Origin of the sequence: Pseudomonas putida, assembly GCF_028682395.1 — a bacterium.
Classification (GTDB): Bacteria; Pseudomonadota; Gammaproteobacteria; order Pseudomonadales; family Pseudomonadaceae; genus Aquipseudomonas; species Aquipseudomonas putida_AB.
This window is the reverse complement of sequence record NZ_JANHLC010000004.1, coordinates 218087-242920: the sequence shown is the minus strand read 5'-3', so window position 1 is coordinate 242920 and position 24834 is coordinate 218087. Positions and strand designations below refer to the sequence as shown.

Below are 24834 nucleotides of genomic sequence, written 5' to 3'. Positions count from 1 at the left end.
TCGCCGCTTCGCCCGGATTTAAGCACTTAGTTGACCGTTTCACAATTACAGCGCGCAACGTCAATGCCCGATATTTGTACGTTTGTGACTTTTGCGTAGGTTTTATTGACTGATTATGTTGCTATGGTTGATCAATGCCACAGGTGTTTCACAATATGGCACGCTAAATGCGTTAGAGTTCGCGTCGGTTTGTGACATTTTTGTCCGCCGAGCCGGTTCCGCCCGTCAGGTTGAACAGGTATCTGCCTAGAAAAACTATAAAACCGCTTCCTTGGGGAGCCACTTCCATTAGTGCATGGGATGAACGCGCATGGCTGAATTCGGAAACTACGTCATATACCTGATTATGCTCGGCGCGGTCGTAGGCGCGCTGTCCTCGGTGATCAAGCCCGATAGCGGCCTGGGCAAAGAGTTCGTCAACGGTATCCATTCCATCGGGCCGGTGTTCCTGGCCCAGGCCGGCATCATGGTGGCGATCCCCTATCTGTCCCAGGGTATTTCCCACGCCCTGGGGCCGTTCTTTGATGCCTTGGGCTCGGACGTGTCGATTGCCGCGCTGTCGATCATTGCCGTGGACATGGGCGGCTATCAGTTGGCCAATGCGCTGACCGCCAACCGCGACCTGTGGATCACCGCCATGCTGGTGGGCTACACCTCGGGGGCGACCATCGTCTACCTGATCCCGGTCGGCCTGACCATGCTCGAACGCAAGGACCACAAGTACCTGGCACTGGGCGCCATGGCCGGGTTGATCAGCATTCCCTTCGCCGTGCTGGCGTCGCTGTTGATCATCACCGCTGCCAACCTGCCGGTGCGTGACATTGTCTCGACCAATTCCGAGGCCCTGTACTACCTGGCCCTGAGCTTTGGCGACATGCTCAAGTTGCTCGCGCCGCTGTTTGTGTTCTGCTTCCTACTGGCGGCAGGCTTGCGTTATCGGCCCATGGCGATGGTCAGCGGGTTCCTGGTGTTCGGCAAGATCATGGATGCCTTTATCAAGATCGTGCTGGCGTTGTGCATCGTCGAACACTTCACCAAGTTCTTCAGCATCACCTTTGGCGGCTGGGGCTTCGACCCAATGTTCGCCGATGAGAAGGAGTTGTTCCGGGCCATCGAGATCGCTGGCTACATCGGGATCATGCTCGCCGGTACGTTCCCGATCTGCTACCTGTTCCAGCGCTACTGCAAGAAGCCGATGGCGTTGTTGGGACGTTATCTCAACCTGTCGCCGACCGGTGCGGCCGGCTTCGTCATGGTGTTTGCCAACATCATTGCCACCTTCCACCTGTTCAAGCACATGAATGCCCGCGACAAGGTGCTGTGCGTGGCCCTGGGGGTCTGTGCCCAGGCATTGATCGGCGATCACCTGGCCTTTACCGCCAACTTCCAGCCGACACTGATCCTGCCCATCCTGTTCGGCAAGCTGTTTGGCGGCCTGCTGGCCGTGCTGATCGCGATCAAGATCTCGGTGCCGGCTGCCCAGCGTTATGAGCAGCAGGCAGAAGCCGAAGCTGCGGATTTCGCCCTGCAACCCGCTCGTGTCTGAGCGGTTTTCCCCCGTTGAACGATGAAGAGGTAATGATGCGCAAAATTTTCCTGGCCTGCCCCTACAGCCACGCCGACGCGAATGTGGTCCAGCAACGCTTCCTGGCGTGCAACCAGGTCGCGGCGCGGATCCTGGAAGCCGGGCACGCGGTGTTCAGCCAGGTGAGCATGTCCCACCCGATCAACCTGTGCTTCGAAGGCAAGGACAACGCGGCTATCGGCAAGCTGTGGGCGCCGGTGGATGCCTTGTACATGGCGATGATGGATGAGCTGATCGTGCTCGATCTGCCGGGCTGGAAGGAGAGCGGCGGGATCAAGCGCGAGATCGAGGTCTTCGAGTCTTCGGGGCGTCGCGTCAGCCTGTGGTCCGAGGTCTCGGCCGAGTTCGTCTAAGCGCTGTCTGTGCCGGGTGGCAGGGGATTGGCCCCCATGCCATCCGGCACGGCAACCTGACGTCGCGCGTCGCACAAGGTAAACTGCGAGGCCTTCGCAGGAGTTGCCATGAACTACCGTCACGCCTTCCACGCCGGCAACCATGCCGATGTGTTCAAACACCTCACACTGACCCGCCTGATTGCCCTGATGTCGCGCAAGGAACAGCCTTTCGCCTATCTCGACACGCATGCGGGCATCGGCCTGTATGACCTGCAGGGCGATCAGGCCAACCGGACCGGCGAGTACCTCGAAGGGATCGCCCGGCTCTGGAACGACGCTACGCTGCCGGCGCTGACCGCCGACTACATGCGCGTGTTGCATGACATGAACCCTGACGGCCAGTTGCGCTACTACCCCGGCTCGCCCGAGTTGGCGCGGCGCCTGACCCGCGAGCGCGAACGCGTGCTGCTCAACGAAAAACACCCTGAAGACGGCCGTTTGCTCAAGGACAACATGAAGGGTGATCGGCGTGTTGCAGTCCACCTGGGTGAAGGCTGGCATGTGCCGCGTGCGCTGCTCCCGGTGGCCGAAAAGCGCGCCCTGATGCTGATCGACCCGCCGTTCGAGCAGCTCGATGAAATGCAGCGCTGCGCCCACGCGTTGAAGGACGCGATTGGTCGCATGCGCCAGACGGTGGCGGCGATCTGGTACCCGGTCAAGGACCAGCGCGCGCTCAAGCGCTTCTACCAGGACCTGGCCGGTACGGGGGCGCCGAAGTTGCTACGTGTGGAGCTGCTGGTGCATCCGCTGGACACACCGCAAAGCCTGAATGGCTCGGGCCTGGCCATTGCCAACCCGCCATGGGGCCTGGAGGAGGAGTTGCGCGAGCTGCTGCCGTGGCTGGCCCAGAAACTGGGGCAGACCCAGGGCGACTGGCGGATGGACTGGCTGATCGCGGAACAATAGGCGTAAGCGGCAAGCCGACGGTGATGGGGCGTTAGCTTGCCGCGGCTGCTTTAGATGGGGCAGACCACGCCGGTCCCGCCAATCCCGCAGTAGCCTTCAGGATTTTTCGCCAGGTACTGCTGGTGATACGCCTCGGCGTAGTAGTAGGTCGGCGCTTCGTCGATTTCCGTGGTGATGGCGCCCAGGCCGGCCTTGGTCAGCTCTGCCTGGAACACCTTCTCGCTGGCCTTGGCTGCGTCCAGTTGCTCCGGGGTCGTGGCGTATATCACCGAGCGGTACTGGGTACCGATATCGTTGCCCTGGCGCATGCCTTGCGTCGGGTTGTGCAGTTCCCAGAACATGGCCAGCAACTGGTCGTAGCTGACGATCTCCGGTTCGTAGACCACCAACACCACTTCGCTATGGCCGGTCAGGCCCGAGCAGACTTCTTCGTAGGTCGGGTTCGGGGTGTAGCCGCCCGCGTAGCCGACAGATGTGCTGTAGACGCCTTCGCGCTGCCAGAAGCGCCGCTCGGCACCCCAGAAGCAGCCAAGGCCGAAGATCGCAAACTGCACGTTGCCCGGGAAGGGGCCCAGCAGCGGGTGGCCATTGACGAAGTGTTCGGCGGGAACGGCGATAGGGGTTTCGCGGCCGGGCAGGGCCTGTTCTTTGGTAGGTAGCACGTTTTTATTCACCAGGATTTCCGAGCGCAAGACCATTTCTCTAGTCCTCTCAGTCAGGTTGCAATAGCGGTAGACCCGCAGTGTGCCCGAGAGTGGCGCGTCTGTCAGGCGATTGGCCCGCGCGGATAACGACGCAGTTGCTCGATCAGCTCGCTGCCGGGGATTGGGCGGTCGAACAGGTAGCCCTGGCCGACGTCGCAGCGCTGGCGCCGCAGGAAGGCGAGCTGCTCGGCGGTCTCGATGCCTTCGGCCACGACCTTGAGCTTGAGATTGTGGGCCATGGCGATCACCGCCGAGGTGATTTCCATGTCGTCCTGGTTGTCCGGGATTTCATGGATAAAGCTGCGGTCGATCTTGATGATGTCGATCGGGAATTTCTTCAGGTAGCTCAGGGACGAATAGCCGGTGCCGAAGTCATCCATGGCCAGGGTCACGCCGAGCTTTTTCAACTGGTCGAGCTGCTGGTGGGTGTCACCGGTGGCTTCGAGTAGCAGGCCTTCGGTCAGTTCCAGTTCGAGCAGGCACGGCGGCAGCTCTTCTTCCTTGAGAATGCTGGCGATGGAGGCCACCAGGTCCGGGTCGGAGAACTGCTTGGGCGACAGGTTGATTGCCACCTGCAGATCGCCCAGGCCCTGGGCGCTCAACGTCTTGCTCATGCGACAGGCTTGGCGCGCGACCCATTTGCCGATGGGGATGATCAGGCCGGTTTCCTCGGCCACGCTGATAAATTGGTCGGGGCGGATCATGCCCTTTTCCGGATGGTTCCAGCGCAGCAGCGCTTCCATACCGAGCAGCCGGCCACTGCGCAGGCACAGCTTGGGCTGGTAGAACACTTCCAGTTCGTTCTGGGTCAGGGCGCGGCGCAGGTTGTTCTCGACGAACAGCTTGTAACTGGCTTCGGCGTTCAAGGTTTCGGTGAACACTTGGACCTGATGTTTGCCGTTGGCCTTGGCCTTGTGCAGCGCCAGGCCGGCGTTGCGCATCAGGGTCTGGGGGTCGCGTCCGTGCAAGGGCGCGCAGGCCAGGCCCACGGAGCCGGTCACGCTGATCAACTGGTTGTCGACGAACATCGGCTTGTCCAGGGTCGCGAGCAACTGGCTGGCGACCTGCTGGCCGGTTTCAAGGTCGGTCTCGTCGAGCAATACCGCGAATTCGTTACTGGCAAAGCGCGCGAGGCTGCCGCCGGGGCTCAGGCTGTTGCGCAGGCGCCGGGCCAGGCTGATCAGCAGCTTGTCACCGGTCTGGTGGCCGAGGCTGTCGTTGATGCGTTTGAAATTGTCGATATCCACCAGCAACAGGCTGATCGGCGTGTCGCTGTCGCGGGCAAAGCGTTCGTCGAGGTTGCGGATAAACGACGGGCGGTTGCCCAGATTGGTCAGGTTGTCGGTGTAGGCCAGGCGTTCGATGCGCTGCTGGGCGAGCTTGCTCTGGGTGATGTCTTCGTAGATGCCGATGTAGTGGGTCAGCTCGCGGTTGTCGCCATAGACCTTGGAGATCGACAGCTGGCCCCAGTACGGCTCCAGGTTCTTGCGCCGGCTCTTGAATTCACCCTGCCAGCTGTTGTTCTTGGCCAGATTCGAGGGCCCTTCGAAGAGCAGCTCATTGAGGTTTTCCAGGGCTGGCAACTCGGCGAGCTTGTGGCCGTGGACTTCTTCGGTGGTGTACTGGGTGATGGCGGTGAAGCTTGGGTTGACGTACTCCACCACGCCGTCGCAGTTGACCAGCAAAAAGGCATTGGCGCTTTGCTCCACCGCCCGCTGGAACAGGTGCAGGGCACTGGTGGCGGTGCGCCGGTTGTGGTTGTTGATCACCTGGGCGAACTGGTCGGCCAGCTCGCCGGCGAAGGCCACTTCATCGGACTGCCAGACCCGAGTCTTGCTGTATTGCTCCAGGCACAGCACGCCGACTACCTGGCCGTCGATGCGGATACTGGCGTCGAGCATGGCGTTGATATCGCGCGATAGCAGGCTTTCGGCCATCTCCCGGGTGCGCGGGTCGCGCTGCACGTTCTGTGCATCGATGGCGCGGCTTGAATGCAAGGCTTCGAGGTAGTCGGGAAACACACTGGCGTCGATGGCTTCGGGCTGGTGGTGCTCTTGTTCGGCGCGGTAAAAGGCCGAGATGGGCACCAGCATCTGCTGGTCCAGGTTCCAGATACTGGCGCAGTCGATATCGTAGATATCCACCGCGCAGCGGGTAATCAGTTCGGCGGCTTCCTGCAGCGAGTTGTTCAGGCTGTAGCGCTGGCGGGCCAGGCGCAGGATCAGGTCTTGCTGGGCGCGGACGCGCTCCAGGTGCTGCAGCTGTTCCTGCTGGGCGCGTTGGTTGAGCTCAAGGGCGATCTGCAGGCGGCTGTTCTGGGACTCCAGGTCGCCCAGGGGCGAGGGATTGTTGCTGAACAGGCCATCGACCACCAGCAGGTAGCCGCGCAGCAGGTGGCGATTGTGTTGCTTGTAGGCTTCGCCCATTTCCAGGACGCAGACCGCTCCTCGCGCAGTGTGCAGCGTGTAGCGCACCAGGTAATGGTTGCTGGCACTTAGCTGTAGCTGGATCAGGTCATGCAGTTGATAGCGCGCCTGCGGCTCCATCAGGCTGGCATAGGGCGAGTCGACCAGGGCGCAGAGGTCCACGGCGGGCAGGCCGAATTGGCGCTCGCAACCGGGATCGAGAAACAGCAGTGCCCAGCTGGCTTCATTCAGCCGTTCGAAACGCAGCATGCCGAGCCGTGAAGGCACCGGTAACTGCGTCACTACCTCGGCCGCCATTCGGTTGGCGGCATCGGGTTGGCTTTTCATGGATGGCTCGCTTCAAGAGTACTGATCGCACGCGCTGAACAGCCTGTTTAAGGGCGCGTCGAGCAAGGTTGCATGATGCGGCCCAGGCTGACAAGTACAACAGTGGCTAGGTGCCTTCAAGGTGGGCGGCGGGGCGTGCTTTTTTATCCTCTGTAGCATTTTTATTTTTTACTTAATGGCTCTATATCAGCCTATACAGGCCATTTATTGATTTTTTATGAGTGTTTGGAAAAGTCTCGATTTTTCCTGTTGTGCTGCTTTTTTCGTCGCCAGGAAAGGGGGTTTCATCCGTCGGAAAAGCTGGTTTTTTTTGCTGTTTATTTGACCTGGCTCTCGCGTTTGATGGCCTTTTGATGTTATGGCCGGAGGAGCGGCCAGACACCTATTTTTTTTGGGCAAAAAAAGCCCCGCCAAATGGCGGGGTTGAGGTACGAGCGTGGCGCTCGGAAAACAGTGCAAGCCAGGGCCCTTCCCGTTGAGGAAGGGCCCTTGAGGCTTAAAGCAGGATGGTGCGAATGTCCGCCAGCAGCTCGCTCAGACGTTTGGTGAAGCGTGCAGCGGCGGCGCCATTGATCACACGGTGATCGTAGGACAGCGACAGGGGCAGCATCAGCTTGGGCTGGAAGGCTTTGCCGTCCCACACAGGCTGGATGGTGGCCTTGGAGACACCCAGGATCGCCACTTCCGGCGCGTTGACGATTGGCGTGAAGCCAGTGCCGCCAATATGCCCGAGGCTGGAAATGGTGAAGCAGGCGCCTTGCATGTCGTCGGCGGTGAGCTTCTTGTCGCGGGCCTTGGCTGCCAGTGCGGCGGCTTCGGCAGCCAGTTGCAGCAGGCTCTTCTGGTCGACGTTCTTGATGACCGGTACCAGCAGGCCGTCAGGGGTGTCGACCGCAAAACCGATATGCACGTATTTCTTGCGGATAATCGCTTTGCCGCTGGGTGCCAGGGAGCTGTTGAAGTCCGGCAGTTCCTTGAGCAGGTGCGCGCAGGACTTGAGCAGCAGTGGCAGTACGGTCAGCTTGACGCCCGCTTTCTCGGCAACAGCTTTTTGCGCAACGCGGAAAGCTTCCAGGTCGGTGATGTCGGCCTGGTCGAACTGCGTAACGTGCGGGATGTTCAGCCAGCTGCGGTGCAGGCTCGACGCGCCGATCTGCATCAGGCGGGTCATCGGCACTTCTTCGGTTTCGCCGAAACGGCTGAAATCCACGACCGGGATCGGCGGGATACCGGCACCGCCGGTGGCGCCTGCAGCCGGTGCTTCCTTGGCCTTCTGCATCATGGATTTGACGTAAACCTGTACGTCTTCCTTGAGCACGCGGCCGTGTGGGCCGCTCGGGCTCACGGCGTTCAGCTCGACGCCGAATTCGCGGGCCAACTGGCGTACGGCAGGGCCGGCGTGGACCTTGGCACCGCTCGGCGCGGGTGCTGCCACCGGGGCCGGAGCGGGTGCTGCCTCGGCTTTAGCGGCTGGCGCAGGTGCGGCTTCAGCCTTGGCGGCCGGAGCCGGGGCGGCTGGCGCTGGTGCCGGGGCGGCAGCAGGTGCTGCGCCCTGGACCTTGAGCTTGAGGATGAAATCGCCAGTGCCGACTTCGTCTTCGAGCTTGACCGCAATGCTCTCCACGACGCCGGCAGCCGGCGAAGGGATTTCCATGCTGGCCTTGTCCGATTCCAGGGTGATCAGCGACTGGTCGGCTTCAACGGTGTCGCCGACCTTGACCAGCAGCTCGATGATCTTGGCCTTGCCCGACGAGCCGATGTCCGGGACGTGAATGTCCTGGACGGTGGCCGCAGCTGGCGCAGCCGCCGCGGCCGCAGGGGCCTCGGCGACGGCAGGCTTTTCAGCCTGGGCAGGTGCGGCAGCGGCAGGCGCCGCCTCGGGAGCCGCAGCAGCGGCGCCTTCGATTTCCAGCTCCAGCAGTTCGTCGCCTTCTTTCAGGCGATCGCCCAGCTTCACTTTCAGGCTTTTGACCACGCCGGCCTTGGGAGCAGGGATTTCCATGCTCGCCTTGTCCGATTCCAGGGTCAGGATGCTCTGGTCGGCTTCAACGCGGTCGCCGACCTTCACAAACAGTTCAATTACTTCACCTTCACCGCTGCCGATGTCAGGTACGCGAATAAGTTCGCTCACAGCAAATCTCCTCAGCAGTCCAGTGGGTTGCGTTTTTCCGGGTTGATCCCGAACTTGACGATAGCGTCCGCTACCACCTTGGGTTCGATTTCACCTCGGTCAGCCAAAGCTTCCAGGGCTGCCAACACCACGAAGTGACGGTCGACTTCGAAGAAGTGACGCAGCTTCTTGCGGCTGTCACTACGGCCGAAACCGTCGGTGCCCAGGACTTTGAACTCCTTGGACGGTACCCACTGACGAATTTGTTCGGCAAACAGTTTCATGTAGTCGGTAGAGGCGATTACCGGACCCTTACGGCCCGCCAGGCACTCTTCGACATAGCTGCGCGCAGGCTTCTGGCCCGGGTGCAGACGGTTGCTGCGCTCTACGGCGAGGCCATCGCGACGCAGTTCGTTGAAGCTGGTAACGCTCCACACGTCGGCGCCAACATTGAACTCTTCACGCAGGATCTTCGCCGCTTCACGGACTTCACGCAGGATGGTGCCGGAGCCCATCAGCTGGACGTGGTGCGCCGCTTCCTTGGTGTCTTCCTCGAGCAGGTACATGCCCTTGATGATGCCGTCCTCGACACCGGCCGGCATGGCTGGCTGCTGGTAGGACTCGTTCATCACGGTGATGTAGTAGAAAACGTCCTGCTGCTCTTCGGTCATTTTCTTCATGCCGTCCTGGATGATCACCGCCAGCTCGTAGCCGTAGGTAGGATCAAAGGTGCGGCAGTTCGGGATGGTGGCCGCCAGGATGTGGCTGTGACCGTCTTCGTGTTGCAGGCCTTCGCCGTTGAGCGTGGTCCGCCCGGCGGTCCCGCCGATCAGGAAGCCGCGGGTACGGCTGTCGCCGGCCGCCCAGGCCAGGTCGCCAATGCGTTGGAAGCCGAACATCGAGTAGAAGATGTAGAACGGCAGCATCGGCTGGTTGTGGCTGGAGTACGAAGTACCGGCCGCAATGAAGGAGCTCATGGCGCCCGCTTCGTTGATGCCCTCTTCGAGGATCTGGCCCTTCTTGTCTTCCTTGTAGAACATCACCTGGTCTTTATCGACCGGCTCGTAGAGCTGGCCAACGGAGGAGTAGATGCCCAACTGACGGAACATGCCTTCCATACCGAAGGTACGGGCTTCGTCCGGGATGATCGGCACGATGCGTGGGCCGATGTCCTTGTCCTTGACCAGCTGCGCGAGGATCCGCACGAAGGCCATGGTGGTGGAAATCTCGCGGTCGCCCGAGCCGTCCAGGATCGCCTTGAGGGTGTCGAGCGACGGGGTCGGAACGCTGAAGCTCTGTGCCCGGCGCTGCGGTACGAAACCGCCCAGTGCGGTACGACGCTCGCTCAGGTAGCGGGCTTCGGCGCTATTTGGCTCTGGTTTGAAGAACGGCAGGTTCTCCAGTTCTTCGTCCTTGACCGGGATATCGAAGCGGTCGCGGAACAACTTCAGGCTGTCGACATCGACTTTCTTGGTGTTGTGCGCGGTGTTCTTCGCTTCGCCGGCACCGGTGCCATAACCCTTGATGGTCTTGGCCAGGATGACGGTGGGTTGTTCCTTGTGGTTGACCGCTTCGTGGTACGCCGCATAGACCTTGTACGGGTCGTGGCCGCCACGGTTGAGTTTCCAGATCTCGTCGTCGGACAGGTCGGCAACCATCGCCTTGAGTTCAGGCGAGTTGAAGAAGTGTTCACGTACGAACGCGCCGTCTTTGGCTTTGTAGTTCTGGTACTCGCCGTCGATGACTTCGTCCATGCGACGTTGCAGGATGCCGTCGACGTCCTTGGCCAGCAGTGGGTCCCAGAAACGGCCCCAGATGACTTTGGTCACGTTCCACTGAGCACCACGGAACACGCCTTCGAGTTCCTGGATGATCTTGCCGTTGCCGCGAACCGGGCCGTCGAGGCGCTGCAGGTTGCAGTTGATGACGAAGATCAGGTTGTCCAGCTTCTCGCGGCCAGCCAGGGAGATGGCGCCCAGGGATTCCGGCTCGTCGCACTCGCCGTCGCCCAGGAAGCACCAGACTTTCTGCTTGCCTTCAGGAATGAAGCCACGGGCTTCCAGGTACTTCATGAAGCGCGCCTGGTAGATCGCCTGGATTGGGCCCAGACCCATGGATACGGTTGGGAACTGCCAGAAATCGGGCATCAGCCACGGGTGCGGATAGGACGAGAGGCCCTGGCCGTCGACTTCCTGGCGGAAGTTGTTCATCTGCTCTTCGCTGATGCGGCCTTCCATGAACGCGCGGGCATAGACGCCTGGCGAGGTGTGGCCCTGGAAGTAGATCAGGTCGCCGCCGTGCTCGTCGGTCGGGGCCTGGAAGAAATAGTTGAAGCCGATGTCGTACAGGGTCGCACTGGAAGCGAAGCTGGAGATGTGACCGCCCAGGTCAGAATCTTTCAGGTTCGTACGCATTACCATGGCCATCGCGTTCCAGCGTACCAGCGAGCGAATGCGGCGTTCCATAAACAGGTCGCCAGGCATGCGTGCTTCGTGGGTAACGGGGATCGTGTTGCGGTAAGGCGTGGTAATGGCGTAGGGCAGTTGCGAGCCGCTGCGGGTCGCGAGTTCGCCCATACGGGTCATCAGGTAATGAGCGCGGTCTTCGCCTTCTTTGTCGAGAACCGATTCCAGGGCGTCCAGCCATTCCTGGGTTTCGACGGGATCGAGGTCTTGCATGGCTTGCTCCAGGGCGGAAAGGCTTCCAGAATCGGTTGCCTGAGTTTGCGACTGGCCTTGTGGGCAGACGATATAAATTCTTGGATTGCCGGAGATTGTTCCGGCGGCGTGTAGTTTTACTACAAATCGTCCGCCATTTCAGCCTATTGAATGTATAGACGAGTAGTAAAACTACAGAAGATGGGCTTATGGCCTCCTGCTGTGTTGTGAGAAAAATCGTTACTCTTGGTTGTTGAGCGATATGGATGGATGAAAAGTTGATGCTTGATGCTAATAAATTAATATTTTCAGCTATTTCTAACCTTTGTTCGACACGCCATCCCTTTGTCCGGTGCAGGTCTTTGCTCCTGCCCTGCGCTTCCTCGCCGATCAAGGATAGACCATGAGCCTGCCCTCGCTTGTCCCGCTGCCCGCCATTCTCCTGCCTGCAGCCGAGCGCGCCGGCCAATCGTTGCGTGAGGCCGTTGCGGCGCTCGATGGCGACCACGGCCTGGGCCAGTGGTCGGCCGAGCGCTGGGCCGACTTTGCCCGGGTCAGCGCCGCCAGTGACTTCTTTATTGAACAGGTGCTGCGTGACCCTTTGATGTTCCTGGAGCTGGTCCAGTTCGGTGATCTGGACCGTGCCTTCGCTCCGGGAGAAATGTGCGGGCAGATTGCCAGTGCGGTGCAACAGGCTGAAAGCGACGACGAACTGGGTCGGCTCCTGCGGCGCCAGCGCAGCCGCCAACAAGTGCGGATCATCTGGCGCGACCTGACACGCCAGGCTGACCTGCAGCAGACCTGCCGCGATCTGTCGGATATGGCCGATGCCAGTATCGACCAGGCCTATCAATGGCTGTACCAGCGTCATTGCCAGCAGTTCGGCACGCCCATGGGCTGGCGCAGCGGCGAGCCGCAGCAGATGGTCGTACTGGGGATGGGCAAGCTGGGCGCGGTGGAGCTGAACCTGTCATCGGATATCGATCTGATCTTCGCCTACCCCGAAGGCGGCGAGACCGTTGGCGTCAAGCGTGCGCTGGATAACCAGGAGTTCTTTATCCGACTGGGCCAACGCCTGATCAAGGCGCTGGACCCGATTACCGTCGACGGCTTTGTGTTTCGCGTCGATATGCGCCTGCGTCCCTACGGTTCGTCCGGCGCCCTGGTACTGAGCTTCAATGCCCTGGAGCAGTATTACCAGGACCAGGGGCGTGACTGGGAGCGCTACGCGATGATCAAGGCCCGGGTCGTGGCCGGTGATCAGGTCGCCGGTGCCCAGTTACTGGATCTGCTGCGCCCGTTCGTCTATCGACGTTACCTGGATTTCTCCGCCATCGAAGCGCTGCGCACCATGAAGCAGTTGATCCAGCAGGAAGTCCGGCGCAAGGGCATGGCCGACAATATCAAGCTGGGGGCCGGAGGCATTCGTGAGGTCGAGTTTATCGCCCAGGCGTTCCAGTTGATTCACGGTGGCCGCGACCTGAGCCTGCAGCAGCGCCCGCTGCTCAAGGTCTTGAGCACGCTCGAAGGCCAGGGCTACCTGCCGCCGGCGGTGATCACCGAGCTGCGCGAGGGTTATGAATTTTTGCGCTACACCGAGCATGCCATCCAGGCCATTGCCGATCGCCAGACCCAGATGTTGCCGGAAGGCGCGGTGGATCAGGCGCGGATCGCCTTTATGCTCGGCTACACCGACTGGTCGGCCTTTCATGAGCAATTGATGTACTGGCGCGGTCGGGTCGACTGGCATTTCCGCCAGGTGATCGCCGACCCGGATGAAGACGAAAGCGAGTCGGGCGAGGTGATTGTCGGCGGCGAGTGGCTGCCGCTATGGGAAGAAGCCCAGGATGAGGAAGCGGCTTGCCGGCAATTGCAGGAAGCTGGCTTCAATGACGCCGCCAAGGCATTGAAGCAACTGGCGGGCCTGCGCAGCAGCCCGCAATTGCGCGCCATGCAGCGCCTGGGGCGCGAGCGGCTGGATGCCTTCATTCCCCGGTTGCTGGCCCAGGCCGTGGAGCATGCCAATCCGGACCTGGTCCTTGAGCGTGTGCTGCCATTGGTCGAGGCGGTGGCCCGGCGTTCAGCCTACCTGGTGTTGCTCACGGAGAACCCTGGCGCGTTGCGCCAGTTGTTGACCCTGTGCGCGGCCAGCCCATGGATCGCCGAGCAGATTACCCGCTTTCCGATGCTGCTCGATGAGCTGCTCAACGAAGGGCGCCTCTTCAAGCCGCCGCTGGCCCCGGAGCTGGCGGCCGAATTGCGCGAACGGCTGACACGCATCCCCGAGGACGACCTTGAGCAACAGATGGAGGCCTTGCGTCATTTCAAACTGGCTCACCGTCTGCGTGTGGCGGCTTCGGAAATCGCCGGCAGCCTGCCGCTGATGAAGGTCAGTGATTACCTGACCTGGCTGGCTGAGGCCATTCTCGAACAGGTCCTGGCCCTGGCCTGGCGCCAGACCGTGGCCCGCCACGGTACGCCGCAGCGCTCCGACGGCAGCCTGTGCGATCCGGGCTTTATCATTGTCGGTTATGGCAAGGTGGGCGGGATCGAACTGGGCCATGGCTCGGACCTCGACCTAGTGTTTATCCACGATGGCGACCCGAATGCCGAGACCGACGGCGCCAAGCCGATCGACAGTGCGCAGTTCTTCACCCGGCTGGGCCAGCGGATCATCCATCTGCTGACCACCCAGACCAACTCCGGCCAGCTCTATGAAGTCGATATGCGCCTGCGCCCCTCCGGCGCCTCGGGGTTGCTGGTCAGCTCGCTCGGCGCCTTCGAGCGTTATCAGTTGAACGAAGCCTGGACCTGGGAGCATCAAGCCCTGGTACGCGCGCGGGTGCTGGTGGGGTGCAAGGACGTGGGCGCGGCGTTCGAACAGGTGCGGGCGACGGTACTGGGGCGGCCTCGGGACTTGCCGACCCTGCGCCAGGAAGTCAGTGAGATGCGCGCCAAGATGCGCGACAACCTGGGCACCAAGAGTACGGCCGCCGGAACCGCGGCAAATGCCTTCGAGGCCGCGGCGCCGTTCGATCTCAAGCAGGATGCCGGTGGTATCGTCGATATTGAATTTATGGTGCAATACGCGGCCTTGGCCTGGGGTGCAGAGCACCCGGCGCTGCTGCGTTACACCGACAATATCCGAATTCTGGAAGGGTTAGAGGAGGCCGGGCTGATCCCCGCAACCGATGCCAGCCTGTTGCGCGAGGCCTATAAGGCCTACCGTTCCGCCGCTCACCGTCAGGCTCTGCAGAAGGACCCGGGGGTGATCGGCGGCGATCAGTTTGTCGCCGAAAGGCGCGCGGTCGTGCGGATCTGGAATGCGCTGGGCTTGAGCTAGATGCCTGGTGAAGCGAGTGATTGAGACGTATCCGGCGAGCCACTAGACGGTTCGTCCAACCTGCCCGGCGGTGATCCCGCGGGCGCTGGATTCTTGAGGAGCGTAATGATGTCGATGGCTGATCGTGATGGCGTTATCTGGTATGACGGCAAGCTGGTGCCGTGGCGTGATGCCACCACCCACGTCCTGACCCATACCCTGCACTACGGCATGGGCGTGTTCGAAGGCGTGCGTGCCTACGAGACCCCACAGGGTCCGGCGATTTTCCGCCTGCAGGCACATACCGATCGCCTGTTCGACTCGGCCCACATCATGAACATGAAGATTCCGTTCACCAAGGACGAAATCAACGAAGCGACCCGCGTCGCCGTGCGTGAGAACAACCTCGACAGCGCCTATATCCGCCCGATGGTGTTCTATGGATCGGAAGCCATGGGCCTGCGTGCCACCGGCCTGAAGGTCCACGTGATCATCGCGCCGTGGAGCTGGGGTGCCTATATGGGCGAGGAAGCCCTGCGTACCGGGATCAAGGTGCGGACCAGTTCCTTTACCCGGCACCATGTGAATATTTCCATGACCCGGGCCAAGGCCAACGGTCACTACATCAACTCGATGCTGGCCCTGCAGGAAGCCATTTCCGGCGGCGCCGACGAAGCGTTGTTGCTGGACCCTGAAGGCTTTGTCGCCGAAGGCTCGGGCGAGAACGTATTCCTGGTCAAGGACGGGGTGGTCTACACCCCGGACGTGACGGCGTGCCTGAACGGCATCACCCGTAGCACCATCCTGACCCTGGCCGACGAGATGGGGATCAAGGTGGTCGAGAAGCGCATCACCCGTGACGAGGTGTATATCGCCGACGAAGCGTTCTTTACCGGCACCGCCGCCGAAGTGACGCCGATTCGCGAAGTCGATGGCCGTTCCATCGGTATCGGCAGCCGTGGTCCGGTGACCGAGAAGTTGCAGAAAGCCTATTTTGACCTGGTAACCGGCAAGACGGCGGCCCACGCCGAGTGGCGTACACTGGTCAAGTAAGCGCTCAATCATGTTGTAGCAGGGAGGCGCAAGCCTCCCTGATCGTTTGTGGATGGAAAATGAATATTCTGATCGTTGGGCCCAGTTGGGTCGGTGACATGGTGATGGCGCAGACACTGTTCCAGTGCCTCAAGCAGCGTCACCCGGACTGCGAGATCGACGTGCTGGCGCCCGAGTGGAGCCGGCCGATCCTTGAGCGCATGCCCGAAGTGCGACAGGCCCTGAGCTTTCCGCTCGGCCATGGCGCCCTTGAACTGGCGACTCGACGACGTATCGGCAAATCCCTGGCTGGCCAGTACGACCAGGCGATCTTGCTGCCCAATTCGCTGAAATCGGCGCTGGTGCCGTTTTTTGCCGGTATTCCCAAGCGCACCGGCTGGCGCGGCGAGCTGCGCTTTGGCCTGCTCAATGATGTGCGCAAGCTCGACAAGCAACGCTACCCGCTAATGATCGAACGCTTTATGGCCCTGGCCTACGAGCGCGATGCCGAGTTGCCCCAGCCGTACCCGCGGCCCAGCCTGCGAATCGAGCCGGCCAGCCGCGAGGCCGCGCTGGCCAAGTTCGGCCTGGCGCTGGACCGCCCGGTCCTGGCGCTCTGCCCGGGCGCCGAATTTGGCGAGTCCAAGCGCTGGCCATCCGAGCACTATGCCAAGGTCGCGGAACTGAAGATTCGCCAGGGTTGGCAGGTCTGGCTATTCGGTTCGAAAAATGACCATGGCGTCGGTGAAGATATTCGCCAGCGCCTGATTCCAGGCCTGCGCGAGGAGTCGGTCAACCTGAGCGGCGAGACGTCCCTGGCCGAGGCTATCGACCTGCTGTCTTGCGCCGATGCCGTGGTGTCCAACGACTCCGGGCTGATGCATGTGGCGGCGGCGCTGAATCGGCCGTTGGTGGCGGTCTATGGTTCGACCTCGCCGGGCTTTACCCCGCCGCTGGCCGATCAAGTCGAAATCGTGCGCCTGGGCCTGGAGTGCAGCCCCTGCTTCGAGCGCACCTGCCGCTTCGGCCACTACAACTGCTTGCGCCAGCTCCTGCCGCAGCCGGTGAGCGAGGCCCTGCAACGCTTGCAGGGTTGCGCGGTCGAGGTTCGCTAAGTTGCGGGTACTGTTGATCAAGACTTCCTCGCTGGGCGATGTGATCCATGCCCTGCCGGCGCTGACTGACGCCGCCCGGGCGATTCCCGGGATTCGTTTCGACTGGGTCGTCGAAGAAGGCTTCGCCGAGATCCCGAGCTGGCATCCCGCCGTGGATCGGGTGATCCCGGTGGCTATTCGGCGCTGGCGCAAAAATATCTGGCAGACCATCAAGAGCGGCGAATGGCGGCGCTTCAAGCAGCGCGTGCGCGAGGTCAAGTACGACCTGGTGATCGATGCCCAGGGCCTGGTCAAAAGTGCCTGGCTGACCCGCTACGTGAAGGCCCCGGTGGCCGGCCTGGACTCCCAGTCGGCGCGCGAGCCCCTGGCCAGTCGTTTTTATTCCCGCCGCCTGGCAGTCGCCCGTGGCCAGCATGCCGTGGAGCGGGTGCGCCAACTGTTTGCCGTAGCACTGGGCTACGACCTGCCCAAGGGGCTGGGCGACTACGGCTTGAGCGTCGACAAACTGGTCGAACTGCCGCGCAAGAATCCCTTTGTGCTGTTCCTTCACGGCACCACCTGGGACACCAAGCATTGGCCCGAAGCCTACTGGCGCGAGCTGACTGAACGTATGTGGCACCTGGGCGTCGAAGTGAAGCTGCCCTGGGGCAACGCGGCGGAAAAAGCCCGGGCCGAGCGCATCGCCCAAGGGCTGAAAAATGCCGTGGTCCTGCCCAAACTGAACCTGGCCGGGGTGGCGCGAGTGCTGGCCGATGCCAGTGCCTGTGTGGCGGTGGATACCGGCCTTGGGCACTTGGCAGCGGCGCTGGATGTACCGACCCTGTCGCTGTTTGGCCCCACCAATCCAGGGCTGACCGGCGCCTATGGTCGCGCGCAGATTCACCTGGCGAGCGACTTTTCCTGTGCGCCCTGCCTGCAGAAAAAATGTACTTATCAACCGACTGCCGAGGATCAACGGCGGTTCGATTTAAAGCGCGAGTGGCCGTTGTGCTTCACTCGCTTGAATCCCGAGCGTGTCGCAAGCCGACTGAGCACGTTGTTACTGGCTGAGGAGCTGCGCTGATGCAATTGGCATTTGTCCTTTACAAGTATTTCCCCTTTGGCGGGTTGCAGCGCGATTTCATGCGCATTGCCCTGGAGTGCCAGCGGCGCGGTCACCAGATCCGTGTCTATACGTTGATCTGGGAGGGCGATATTCCCGAGGGTTTCGAAGTGCTGGTGGCGCCAGTCAAGGCGTTGTTCAATCACCGGCGCAACGAGAAGCTCAGTGCCTGGATGGCCGCCGACCTGGCCAAGCGTCCGGTGGACCGGCTGATCGGCTTCAACAAGATGCCCGGCCTGGATGTCTACTACGCCGCCGATGGCTGCTTCGAGGACAAGGCGCAGAACCTGCGCCACTCGCTGTACCGCCGCTGGGGCCGCTACCGGCACTTTGCCGAGTATGAGAGGGCGGTCTTTGCCAAGGACTCGCGGACCGAGATCCTGATGATCTCCGAAGTCCAGCAGCCGCTGTTTATCAAGCACTACGACACCCCCGTCGAGCGCTTTCACCTGTTACCGCCGGGCATTGCCCCGGACCGCCGGGCCCCGGTCAATGCCGCCGAGATCCGCGCCGGCCTGCGCGCCGAATTCAACCTGGCGGACGACGAACTGCTGCTGGTCCAGATCGGTTCGGGCTTCAAGACCAAGGGCGTCGATCGCAGCCTCAAGGCGCTGGCGGCCTTGCCGAGCGAGCTGAAAAAACGCACGCGCCTGCTTGTGATTGGCCAGGACGACCCCAAAGTATTTCAACTCCAGAGCGCTGCACTGGGCCTGGGCGATCAGGTCCAGTTCCTCAAGGGGCGCAGCGATATTCCGCGGTTCCTGCTGGGTGCCGACCTGTTGATCCACCCGGCGTACAACGAAAACACCGGCACCGTACTGCTTGAAGCCCTGGTGGCCGGTTTGCCGGTGCTGGTCAGCGCGGTGTGCGGGTACGCGCACTACATTGCCGAGGCCGATTGCGGGCGGGTGCTCGATGAGCCGTTCGAACAGGCCCAGCTCAATCGCTACCTGAGCGAGATGCTGGCCGATGATGACGCGCGGGCGACCTGGAGCCGCAACGGTCTGGCCTTTGCCGACACCGCGGACCTCTACAGCATGCCGCAGCGCGCGGCGGATGTGATTCTGGCGGAGCCACAACGATGAAGTTGATTCTTGCCGAACCCTTCAAGCGCCTTTGGGCCGGACGCGATGCGTTCGCCGAAGTCGAGCAGTTGCAGGGCGAGGTCTACCGTGAGCTGGAAGCGCGGCGCACCTTGCGTACCGAAGTGGAAGGGCGGGGTTATTTCGTCAAGATCCATCGTGGTATCGGCTGGGGCGAAATTTTCAAGAACCTGCTGACCGCCAAGCTACCGGTCCTCGGTGCGGGCCAGGAGTGGCAAGCGATTCAGCGCCTGCAGGAAGTCGGCGTGCCGACCATGACGGCGGTGGCCTATGGCGAGCGCGGGCGCAATCCAGCGGACCAGCATTCGTTTATCGTCACCGAGGAACTGGCACCCACCGTCAGCCTCGAGGATTTCAGCCTTGACTGGTGCAAGCAGCCGCCCGAGCCACGGCTCAAGCGTGCGCTGATCGCCGAAGTAGCCCGCATGACCGGAATGATGCACCGCGCGGGGGTCAACCATCGCGACTGCTACATCTGCCATTTCCTGCTGCACACCGACAGACCGGTGACGGCCGACGATTTCAAGTTGTCGGTGATCGACCTGCACCGCGCCCAGACTCGCCCAGCCATTACCCGGCGCTGGCGCGACAAGGACCTGGCGGCCCTGTATTTCTCAGCCCTGGATATCGGCCTGACCCGGCGCGACAAGCTGCGCTTTCTGCGCGGCTATTTTCAGCAGCCATTGCGCCAGATCTTGCGCGAGGAGGCCCGGCTGCTGGCCTGGCTCGAGGGCAAGGCGAACAAACTTTACGATCGAAAACAGCGGTACGGAGATGCGCTCTGATGTCGGGTTGGAATCTGGAGCCTGGTTACATGCAACTCGCCGAGGACTTCGGCAGCCTGGAGAAAGTCTTTGCCCTGGAGGGCGAGCGGTTGACCCAGGACCCGTTGTCCGAGGTCATTCGCGTCAAGCGTGACGGCGTCCACTATTACGTCAAGCGCTATACCGGCGCCGGCAAGGGCCTGCGTCGCTACCTGGGCAAGCCGCGGGTACGCTCCGAGTGGCAGAACCTCAAGCGTTTTGCCAAGTGGGGGATTCCCACTGCCGAAGTGGTGGCCTGGGGCCTGGAACGCAAGGGCATGAGCTATGCGCGCGGCGCCTTGATCACCCGCGAGCTGCCCAACACCGAAGACCTCTCGGCCCTGGCCGAGCGCAATGACCCGCTGCTGGCCGACCGGGCGTGGGTCGATGGCGTCAGCCGGCAGTTGGCCCGCTATACGCGGATCATGCATGACCAGCGCTTCACCCATAACGACCTGAAATGGCGCAATCTGTTGATCGACGATCAGGCCCGACTGTTTCTGATTGACTGCCCCAACGGTGATTTCTGGCGCGGTTTCTGGCTCAAGTACCGGATCACCAAGGATCTGGCCTGCCTGGACAAGGTGGCCAAGTATCATCTGTCGGCCACCCAACGCCTGCGCTTCTATTTGCAGTACTGCCAGCGGGCTCGGCTCAATGCCGACGACAAGCGCCGCGTGCGCCATGTCGTGCGGTTTTTCGAGGGACGCGAATGACTGATTTTATTGCCGGTTCCGACCGCGAGCTGCTGGAGCGCCATGGCCTGGGGACGTTCGACGCGCTGTGGCGCTGCGAGCTGGAAGCGGTGGACGAACCCAATACCAGCCGTGGCGGCTGGAGCAGTGTGTTTCGCCTACAGCTTGAGGGCCAGGGCTATTACCTCAAGCGCCAGAGCAACTACCTGACGCGCACCTTGCATCGGCCCTTTGGCGAGCCAAGTTTTGCCCGCGAGTTTCGTAATATCAGCCGCTACCGCCAATTGGGTGTGCCGGCCTTGCAGGCGGCGTTTTTCGGTGAGCGCAAGGTCGCGGGCGAGCACCAGGCGATCCTGCTGACGCGGGCCCTCGATGGTTGGAGCGACCTGGATTCGCTGTTGGCGCAATGGCCGCAGTTGTCCGGTCTGCAGCAGCAGGCAATTCTGCGGGCCTGTGGTGAGCTGGCGCGCCACCTGCACGGCGTCCGCCAGATGCATGGCTGTTTCTACCCCAAGCATATTTTCCTGCAGGCCGACGGTGACGCCTATCGGGCGCAACTGATCGACCTGGAAAAGACCCGGCCACTGCTGTTCGGTCAACGTGACCGGGTCAAGGACCTGGAGCCCTTGCTGCGGCGGGCCGATGCCTGGAGCGAGGCGGATGTTCGCGCGTTGCTGGCCAGCTACCTGGAGCAGCCCGGCCATAGCGCCTTGACCGACCAGTGGTATCAGCGCCTGGCGGCACGGCGTAGCCACAAGGAGGGCCGCTGATGCGCCTGTCACAGCTCAAGACCGCCGGCCGTACGCCTGAACTGCCCCTGAGCCTGGAGCTGGCCGATGCTGCCGGCCCGGCCCAGCTGCAGTTGCTCAGCCTGTTGCGGGTGCTGCCAGGACAGCGTTATGTCGGCGCCGGTGTCTGGCGCGGGCGGCCGGTGTTGGCCAAGCTATTGGTTGGCAGCAAGGCGGCGCGGCATTTTCAGCGTGAGCTCAAGGGCGTTCGGCTGCTGGCCGAGCAGGGCCTGACCACGCCGTTGCTGTTGGCTGATGGCTTGCAGGATGGCGAGGGCGGCTGGCTCCTGTTCGAGCTGCTGGAGGGCGCGCAGAGCCTGGGCGACGCCTGGAGTCAGGTCGAGGCTTCGCCGCCACTGTCTGATCCACAGCAACAGGTGCTGGCCGAAGCGCTTGAAGCGATTGCGCAGATGCATGCCAAGGGGCTGTGGCAGGATGATTTGCATCTGGACAACCTGCTGCGTCACCAGGGGCATTTGTATCTGATCGATGGCGCCGGTATCTGTGTCGAGGCGGCTGGCAAGCCGCTGTCCCGGCAAAAGGTCCTGGAAAACCTGGGGGTTTTTTTCGCCCAGTTGCCCAAGTCCTTTGAGCCCTATATCGAAGAGTTGCTGGTGCACTATCTGCTGAGCAATGGCGAGCATGCGTTGCCGCTGGAAGCACTGCTCAAGCAGGTGGAGAGAATTCGTGGCTGGCGATTGCGCGACTTTATGGCCAAGGTCGGCCGTGAGTGCACGCTGTTCAGCGTGCAACGTGGTCCCTTTGGCCTGCGGGCGATCCGCCGCGAGGAAGAGGCCGCCATGCTGCCGGTGTTGGCCAATGCCGATGCGCTGCTGGCTCAGGGGCATTTGTACAAGACCGGCGGCGCGGCGAGTGTCGGGCGGGTCGAGGTCGATGGTCGAACCTTGTTGCTCAAACGCTACAACATCAAGGGATTTGTCCACTGGCTCAAACGCTTCTGGCGCCCAAGCCGCGCCTGGCACGCCTGGCGCGAAGGCAATCGCCTGGGCTTTCTCGCGATTGCCACCCCGAAACCGTTGGCCCTGCTGGAGCGGCGTTTCTGCTGGCTGCGCAGTACCGCGTACCTGGTGACCGAGCATTTGTCGGGCCCCGATCTGATCGAGCATTTCGCGCCCTATGTCGAGTCGGGCGCGGTGCCCGAGGCCGAGCTGGCGGCGCTTGAGCAATTGTTCGCCGAACTGATTCGCGAGCGCATCAGCCATGGCGACCTCAAGGGTTACAATCTGTTCTGGCATGAGGGGCGCTGGGCGTTGATCGATCTCGACTCGATGTGCCAGCACGCCACGGCCAGTGGCTTCGCTTCGGCCTATACCAAGGATCGTGCGCGCTTTATGCGCAACTGGCCCGAGAGCAGTGCGCTGTACCAGGTGCTCGACCAGCGTCTGCCGAGCACCGCCCACCAGGAAACTTAGAAGCGGTACTGCACGCCGGCGCCGGCATACCACGAGCGGCCCGGCGCCGCTTCGTAGAAGCGGTCGTTGCCATCGCCGACAATGACCGAGCCGACATACTGGCGGTCCAGCAGGTTGTCCAGGCGCAGGGTCTGGTGGAAGGTCCAGTGCTCGATGTTCTGCTCGAAGCGGGCGCGCCAGTTGACCACGGTATAAGCCGGAGCGGCACGCTCCTGGTTGGTATCCTCCACATAGACCTTGCTGCGATACATGCCCTCCAGGGCGGTACTCACCCAGTCCCGTGGTCGCCAGACCAGCTCGCCAAATACGCTGGTCTGGGGGACGCCGGGTAGGTAATTGCCCTTGTCGATCTGTTTTAGCGAAGTGTCCTTACCGCTGGTGAAGTCGCTGTCATAGGTCGCCTGTAGGCGGGTATAAGCCAGATTGGCGCTCCATTGCTCACTCAGTTGACTTTCGATGCCCAGTTCGAAGCCGCGGCGCAGGGTGCGTCCGGCGTTTTGGTAACTGGTGCGCCCGCCATTGGATTCGGCTACCACCAGCTCGTCCTCGGTGGTGATCTGGAAAACTGCGGCATTGATCCGGGTGCTCTCGCCCAGTCGTGCCTTGAGGCCGATCTCATATTGTTTGCTGGTCGAGGGCTTGAGGCCGAAGTTGAATCCTTCGGTGCCACCCGGGGCATAGGCCAGTTCGGCCTGGGTCGGGGTTTCAAAGCCTTTGCCGGCACTGACGTAGCCGTGCAGGTCCGGGGTAAAGGCGTACATCACGCTCAGTGATGGCGTGTTTTTCTGGTAGGTCTTGCTGCCGCTGGCGTCGCCATTGCTGAGGAAGTGGTCGTCGACTTCCAGCTCCATGCTGCTGTGACGCAGGCCGGCCTGCACCGTCCAGCGGTCAATGGCCCAGTTGGCCTGGATATACGGATCGAGGCTGCGGGCGGTGTCGACTTCATCGCGGCGCAGTTCACCTTTGACCCCCAGCAGGTTGCCACTGAAGTTCTGATAGCCATGGCGGTCATCGCGGCTTTGGTCGAAGTCGACGCCACCGATCAGGGTCAGTTCGCCCGGTACGCCATGGATCGGTTGCAGCCAGCGCACGCCGCCACCGTAGAACTTGCGATCGAACTGGACCACACCGCCGCCACGTTCATTGGCCGGATTGGGACCGGGTACGTTGTTACGGATGATCTCTTTTGGAATCGACAGATACTGAATCACGCTACGCTGCCCGGTGTACCCGGTGACTTGTAGGGTCGCATCGCCAAAGTAGCGCTCGTAGTTCATGCCCAGTTGCTGGTGGTCGATGCTTTTACGGGTGTTGTAGTTCAGTGCGCCGGCACTGACCGAGCGCGGATCGGCTTTATAGTCCTTCCAGGCCTGCCCCAGCGGGTCCTGGGTGCCGTTCTGTTCCAGGCTGCTGTAGATCAAGGCCAGTTTGCTGTCGTCATCGGGCTGGAAGTTGAGCTTGGCGAAGGTCTGGTCGCGGCGCGCGGCGCTATGGTCACGATAGCCATCGGTGTCCATGCGCGAGGCATCGAGTACAAAACCGACATTATCCACCGCACCTTCGGCGCTGAGATGGTGTTTACTCAAGCCATCGCTGCCCATCAGGGTTTCGGCGCCGATGCGCGGCGGGCCTTCGCCGTCGCGGGAAAACATCTGGATCACCCCGCCGGCATTGCTGCCATACAGGGTCGCCGCCGGGCCCCGCAGCACTTCGATGCGCTCGGCCGTGTCGAGGTTGAAGGTCGCCGCCTGCCCCTGGCCGTCAGGGGTGCTGGCGGGAATACCGTCGGCGATCAGCTTCAGGCCACGCACGCCGAAGGCCGAGCGGGCGCCAAAGCCGCGCGAGGAAATTTGCAGGTCCTGGGCATAGTTTTGGCGGTTCTGCACCACCAGCCCGGGGACCCGGGACAGGACTTCCGAGGCATTGATGCCGAGCTGGCCATCCTGGATCTGTTGCGCGTCGATGCTATCGACCGAGTAAGGCAGGTCAAAGCTACGGCTTTCGTTGCGCGAGCCGGTGACCACGCTGGGATCGAGTACCAGGGCGGTGCTTTCGGCGAGGCTCTGGCCACTGAGGGCCAGGAGCGAGAGCAAGGCCAGAGGGGCGTGGGCAACTGTTTTCATGGGGATATCGGGGTTCCAGTTCTAGCGGCCGAGCGGTGGCCTACTTAAAAAAAGGGCGCGAGTTTAGCGGTTGCGCTCCCGTCTGGGCGAAATTTCCATAGCACCCTAGCGTTACAAGTAGTGGCACCATACTGTTCTTTAGTGTCTGTCGGGTGTTTATCAGCGGCTGTCGGGCCCCTGAACGCGGCCTCGAAGTCGGCGGCAACCC

Annotated in this window: 17 protein-coding genes; 12 read left to right on the top strand and 5 right to left on the bottom strand. The window is 62.0% G+C overall.

The genetic code is table 11. The features are described 5' to 3' along the window. Positions 1-310 precede the first annotated feature (310 nt). The 3 genes from eutH (at position 311) to NPS46_RS12360 (ending at position 2886) form a co-directional block, all read left to right on the top strand. Positions 311-1546, top strand: a complete 1236-nt coding sequence (eutH, locus tag NPS46_RS12370) for an ethanolamine utilization protein EutH (RefSeq protein WP_274107492.1) — start codon at positions 311-313, stop codon at positions 1544-1546. Between the two features lie 35 nt (positions 1547-1581). Next, on the top strand, positions 1582-1938 hold the full coding sequence (locus NPS46_RS12365; RefSeq protein ID WP_274107490.1) for a DUF1937 family protein: 357 nt from the start codon (positions 1582-1584) through the stop codon (positions 1936-1938). Positions 1939-2046: 108 nt separating this feature from the next. Then, positions 2047-2886: a 23S rRNA (adenine(2030)-N(6))-methyltransferase RlmJ gene (locus NPS46_RS12360; RefSeq protein ID WP_274107488.1), complete on the top strand. Its 840-nt coding sequence runs from the start codon at positions 2047-2049 to the stop codon at positions 2884-2886. Between the two features lie 50 nt (positions 2887-2936). Here the strand turns inward: NPS46_RS12360 and msrA are convergent, their stop codons facing one another. From msrA to aceE, 4 genes are all read right to left on the bottom strand, one after another. Continuing rightward, positions 2937-3584 (bottom strand): peptide-methionine (S)-S-oxide reductase MsrA, encoded by a 648-nt coding sequence (gene msrA / locus NPS46_RS12355; RefSeq protein WP_274107487.1) that lies wholly within the window; start codon positions 3582-3584, stop codon positions 2937-2939. A gap of 68 nt (positions 3585-3652) precedes the next feature. Beyond that, entirely contained in the window at positions 3653-6343 is a 2691-nt protein-coding gene (locus tag NPS46_RS12350; protein ID WP_274107486.1) for a sensor domain-containing phosphodiesterase, read from the bottom strand. 496 nt (positions 6344-6839) lie between these two features. Further along, a complete protein-coding gene (gene aceF, locus NPS46_RS12345; RefSeq protein WP_274107485.1) occupies positions 6840-8474 on the bottom strand; it encodes a dihydrolipoyllysine-residue acetyltransferase in 1635 nt (544 codons plus the stop codon). Between the two features lie 11 nt (positions 8475-8485). Further along, entirely contained in the window at positions 8486-11131 is a 2646-nt protein-coding gene (gene aceE, locus NPS46_RS12340; protein ID WP_274107484.1) for a pyruvate dehydrogenase (acetyl-transferring), homodimeric type, read from the bottom strand. Between the two features lie 382 nt (positions 11132-11513). On the opposite strand from aceE, the gene glnE reads away from it, so the two are divergent. From glnE to NPS46_RS12295, 9 genes are all read left to right on the top strand, one after another. After that, on the top strand, positions 11514-14453 hold the full coding sequence (gene glnE, locus NPS46_RS12335; RefSeq protein ID WP_274107482.1) for a bifunctional [glutamate--ammonia ligase]-adenylyl-L-tyrosine phosphorylase/[glutamate--ammonia-ligase] adenylyltransferase: 2940 nt from the start codon (positions 11514-11516) through the stop codon (positions 14451-14453). 108 nt (positions 14454-14561) lie between these two features. Continuing rightward, positions 14562-15485 carry a branched-chain amino acid transaminase gene (locus tag NPS46_RS12330; protein WP_274107480.1) on the top strand — a complete coding sequence of 308 codons (924 nt, stop codon included), beginning with the start codon at positions 14562-14564 and terminating at the stop codon, positions 15483-15485. Positions 15486-15544: 59 nt separating this feature from the next. Next, positions 15545-16579 (top strand): lipopolysaccharide heptosyltransferase II, encoded by a 1035-nt coding sequence (waaF, locus tag NPS46_RS12325; protein ID WP_274107478.1) that lies wholly within the window; start codon positions 15545-15547, stop codon positions 16577-16579. A gap of 1 nt (position 16580) precedes the next feature. Then, positions 16581-17642 carry a lipopolysaccharide heptosyltransferase I gene (gene waaC, locus NPS46_RS12320; RefSeq protein ID WP_274107476.1) on the top strand — a complete coding sequence of 354 codons (1062 nt, stop codon included), beginning with the start codon at positions 16581-16583 and terminating at the stop codon, positions 17640-17642. Beyond that, positions 17642-18766 carry a glycosyltransferase family 4 protein gene (locus tag NPS46_RS12315; RefSeq protein WP_274107474.1) on the top strand — a complete coding sequence of 375 codons (1125 nt, stop codon included), beginning with the start codon at positions 17642-17644 and terminating at the stop codon, positions 18764-18766. Before waaC ends, NPS46_RS12315 begins: the two co-directional genes overlap by 1 nt. Then, positions 18763-19569: a lipopolysaccharide core heptose(I) kinase RfaP gene (gene rfaP / locus NPS46_RS12310; RefSeq protein WP_274107472.1), complete on the top strand. Its 807-nt coding sequence runs from the start codon at positions 18763-18765 to the stop codon at positions 19567-19569. Before NPS46_RS12315 ends, rfaP begins: the two co-directional genes overlap by 4 nt. Then, on the top strand, positions 19569-20303 hold the full coding sequence (locus NPS46_RS12305) for a lipopolysaccharide kinase InaA family protein (RefSeq protein ID WP_274107470.1): 735 nt from the start codon (positions 19569-19571) through the stop codon (positions 20301-20303). Before rfaP ends, NPS46_RS12305 begins: the two co-directional genes overlap by 1 nt. Then, entirely contained in the window at positions 20300-21052 is a 753-nt protein-coding gene (locus tag NPS46_RS12300; RefSeq protein WP_274107468.1) for a lipopolysaccharide kinase InaA family protein, read from the top strand. Before NPS46_RS12305 ends, NPS46_RS12300 begins: the two co-directional genes overlap by 4 nt. Then, positions 21052-22503 (top strand): lipopolysaccharide kinase InaA family protein, encoded by a 1452-nt coding sequence (locus NPS46_RS12295; RefSeq protein WP_274107466.1) that lies wholly within the window; start codon positions 21052-21054, stop codon positions 22501-22503. The genes NPS46_RS12300 and NPS46_RS12295 overlap by 1 nt, the downstream gene beginning before the upstream one ends. Here the strand turns inward: NPS46_RS12295 and NPS46_RS12290 are convergent. Beyond that, a complete protein-coding gene (locus tag NPS46_RS12290) occupies positions 22500-24626 on the bottom strand; it encodes a TonB-dependent receptor family protein (protein ID WP_274107464.1) in 2127 nt (708 codons plus the stop codon). The genes NPS46_RS12295 and NPS46_RS12290 overlap by 4 nt on opposite strands. Positions 24627-24834: the final 208 nt, after the last annotated feature.

Excerpts from the sequence above, each read along its gene's own strand:
- eutH (WP_274107492.1), top strand. The coding sequence starts at position 311 with ATGGCTGAATTCGGAAACTACGTCATATACCTGATTATGCTCGGCGCG.
- NPS46_RS12365 (WP_274107490.1), top strand. The coding sequence starts at position 1,582 with ATGCGCAAAATTTTCCTGGCCTGCCCCTACAGCCACGCCGACGCGAAT.
- NPS46_RS12360 (WP_274107488.1), top strand. The coding sequence starts at position 2,047 with ATGAACTACCGTCACGCCTTCCACGCCGGCAACCATGCCGATGTGTTC.
- msrA (WP_274107487.1), bottom strand. The coding sequence starts at position 3,584 with ATGGTCTTGCGCTCGGAAATCCTGGTGAATAAAAACGTGCTACCTACC.
- NPS46_RS12350 (WP_274107486.1), bottom strand. The coding sequence starts at position 6,343 with ATGAAAAGCCAACCCGATGCCGCCAACCGAATGGCGGCCGAGGTAGTG.
- aceE (WP_274107484.1), bottom strand. The coding sequence starts at position 11,131 with ATGCAAGACCTCGATCCCGTCGAAACCCAGGAATGGCTGGACGCCCTG.
- glnE (WP_274107482.1), top strand. The coding sequence starts at position 11,514 with ATGAGCCTGCCCTCGCTTGTCCCGCTGCCCGCCATTCTCCTGCCTGCA.
- NPS46_RS12330 (WP_274107480.1), top strand. The coding sequence starts at position 14,562 with ATGTCGATGGCTGATCGTGATGGCGTTATCTGGTATGACGGCAAGCTG.
- waaF (WP_274107478.1), top strand. The coding sequence starts at position 15,545 with ATGAATATTCTGATCGTTGGGCCCAGTTGGGTCGGTGACATGGTGATG.
- NPS46_RS12315 (WP_274107474.1), top strand. The coding sequence starts at position 17,642 with ATGCAATTGGCATTTGTCCTTTACAAGTATTTCCCCTTTGGCGGGTTG.
- rfaP (WP_274107472.1), top strand. The coding sequence starts at position 18,763 with ATGAAGTTGATTCTTGCCGAACCCTTCAAGCGCCTTTGGGCCGGACGC.
- NPS46_RS12305 (WP_274107470.1), top strand. The coding sequence starts at position 19,569 with ATGTCGGGTTGGAATCTGGAGCCTGGTTACATGCAACTCGCCGAGGAC.
- NPS46_RS12300 (WP_274107468.1), top strand. The coding sequence starts at position 20,300 with ATGACTGATTTTATTGCCGGTTCCGACCGCGAGCTGCTGGAGCGCCAT.
- NPS46_RS12295 (WP_274107466.1), top strand. The coding sequence starts at position 21,052 with ATGCGCCTGTCACAGCTCAAGACCGCCGGCCGTACGCCTGAACTGCCC.
- NPS46_RS12290 (WP_274107464.1), bottom strand. The coding sequence starts at position 24,626 with ATGAAAACAGTTGCCCACGCCCCTCTGGCCTTGCTCTCGCTCCTGGCC.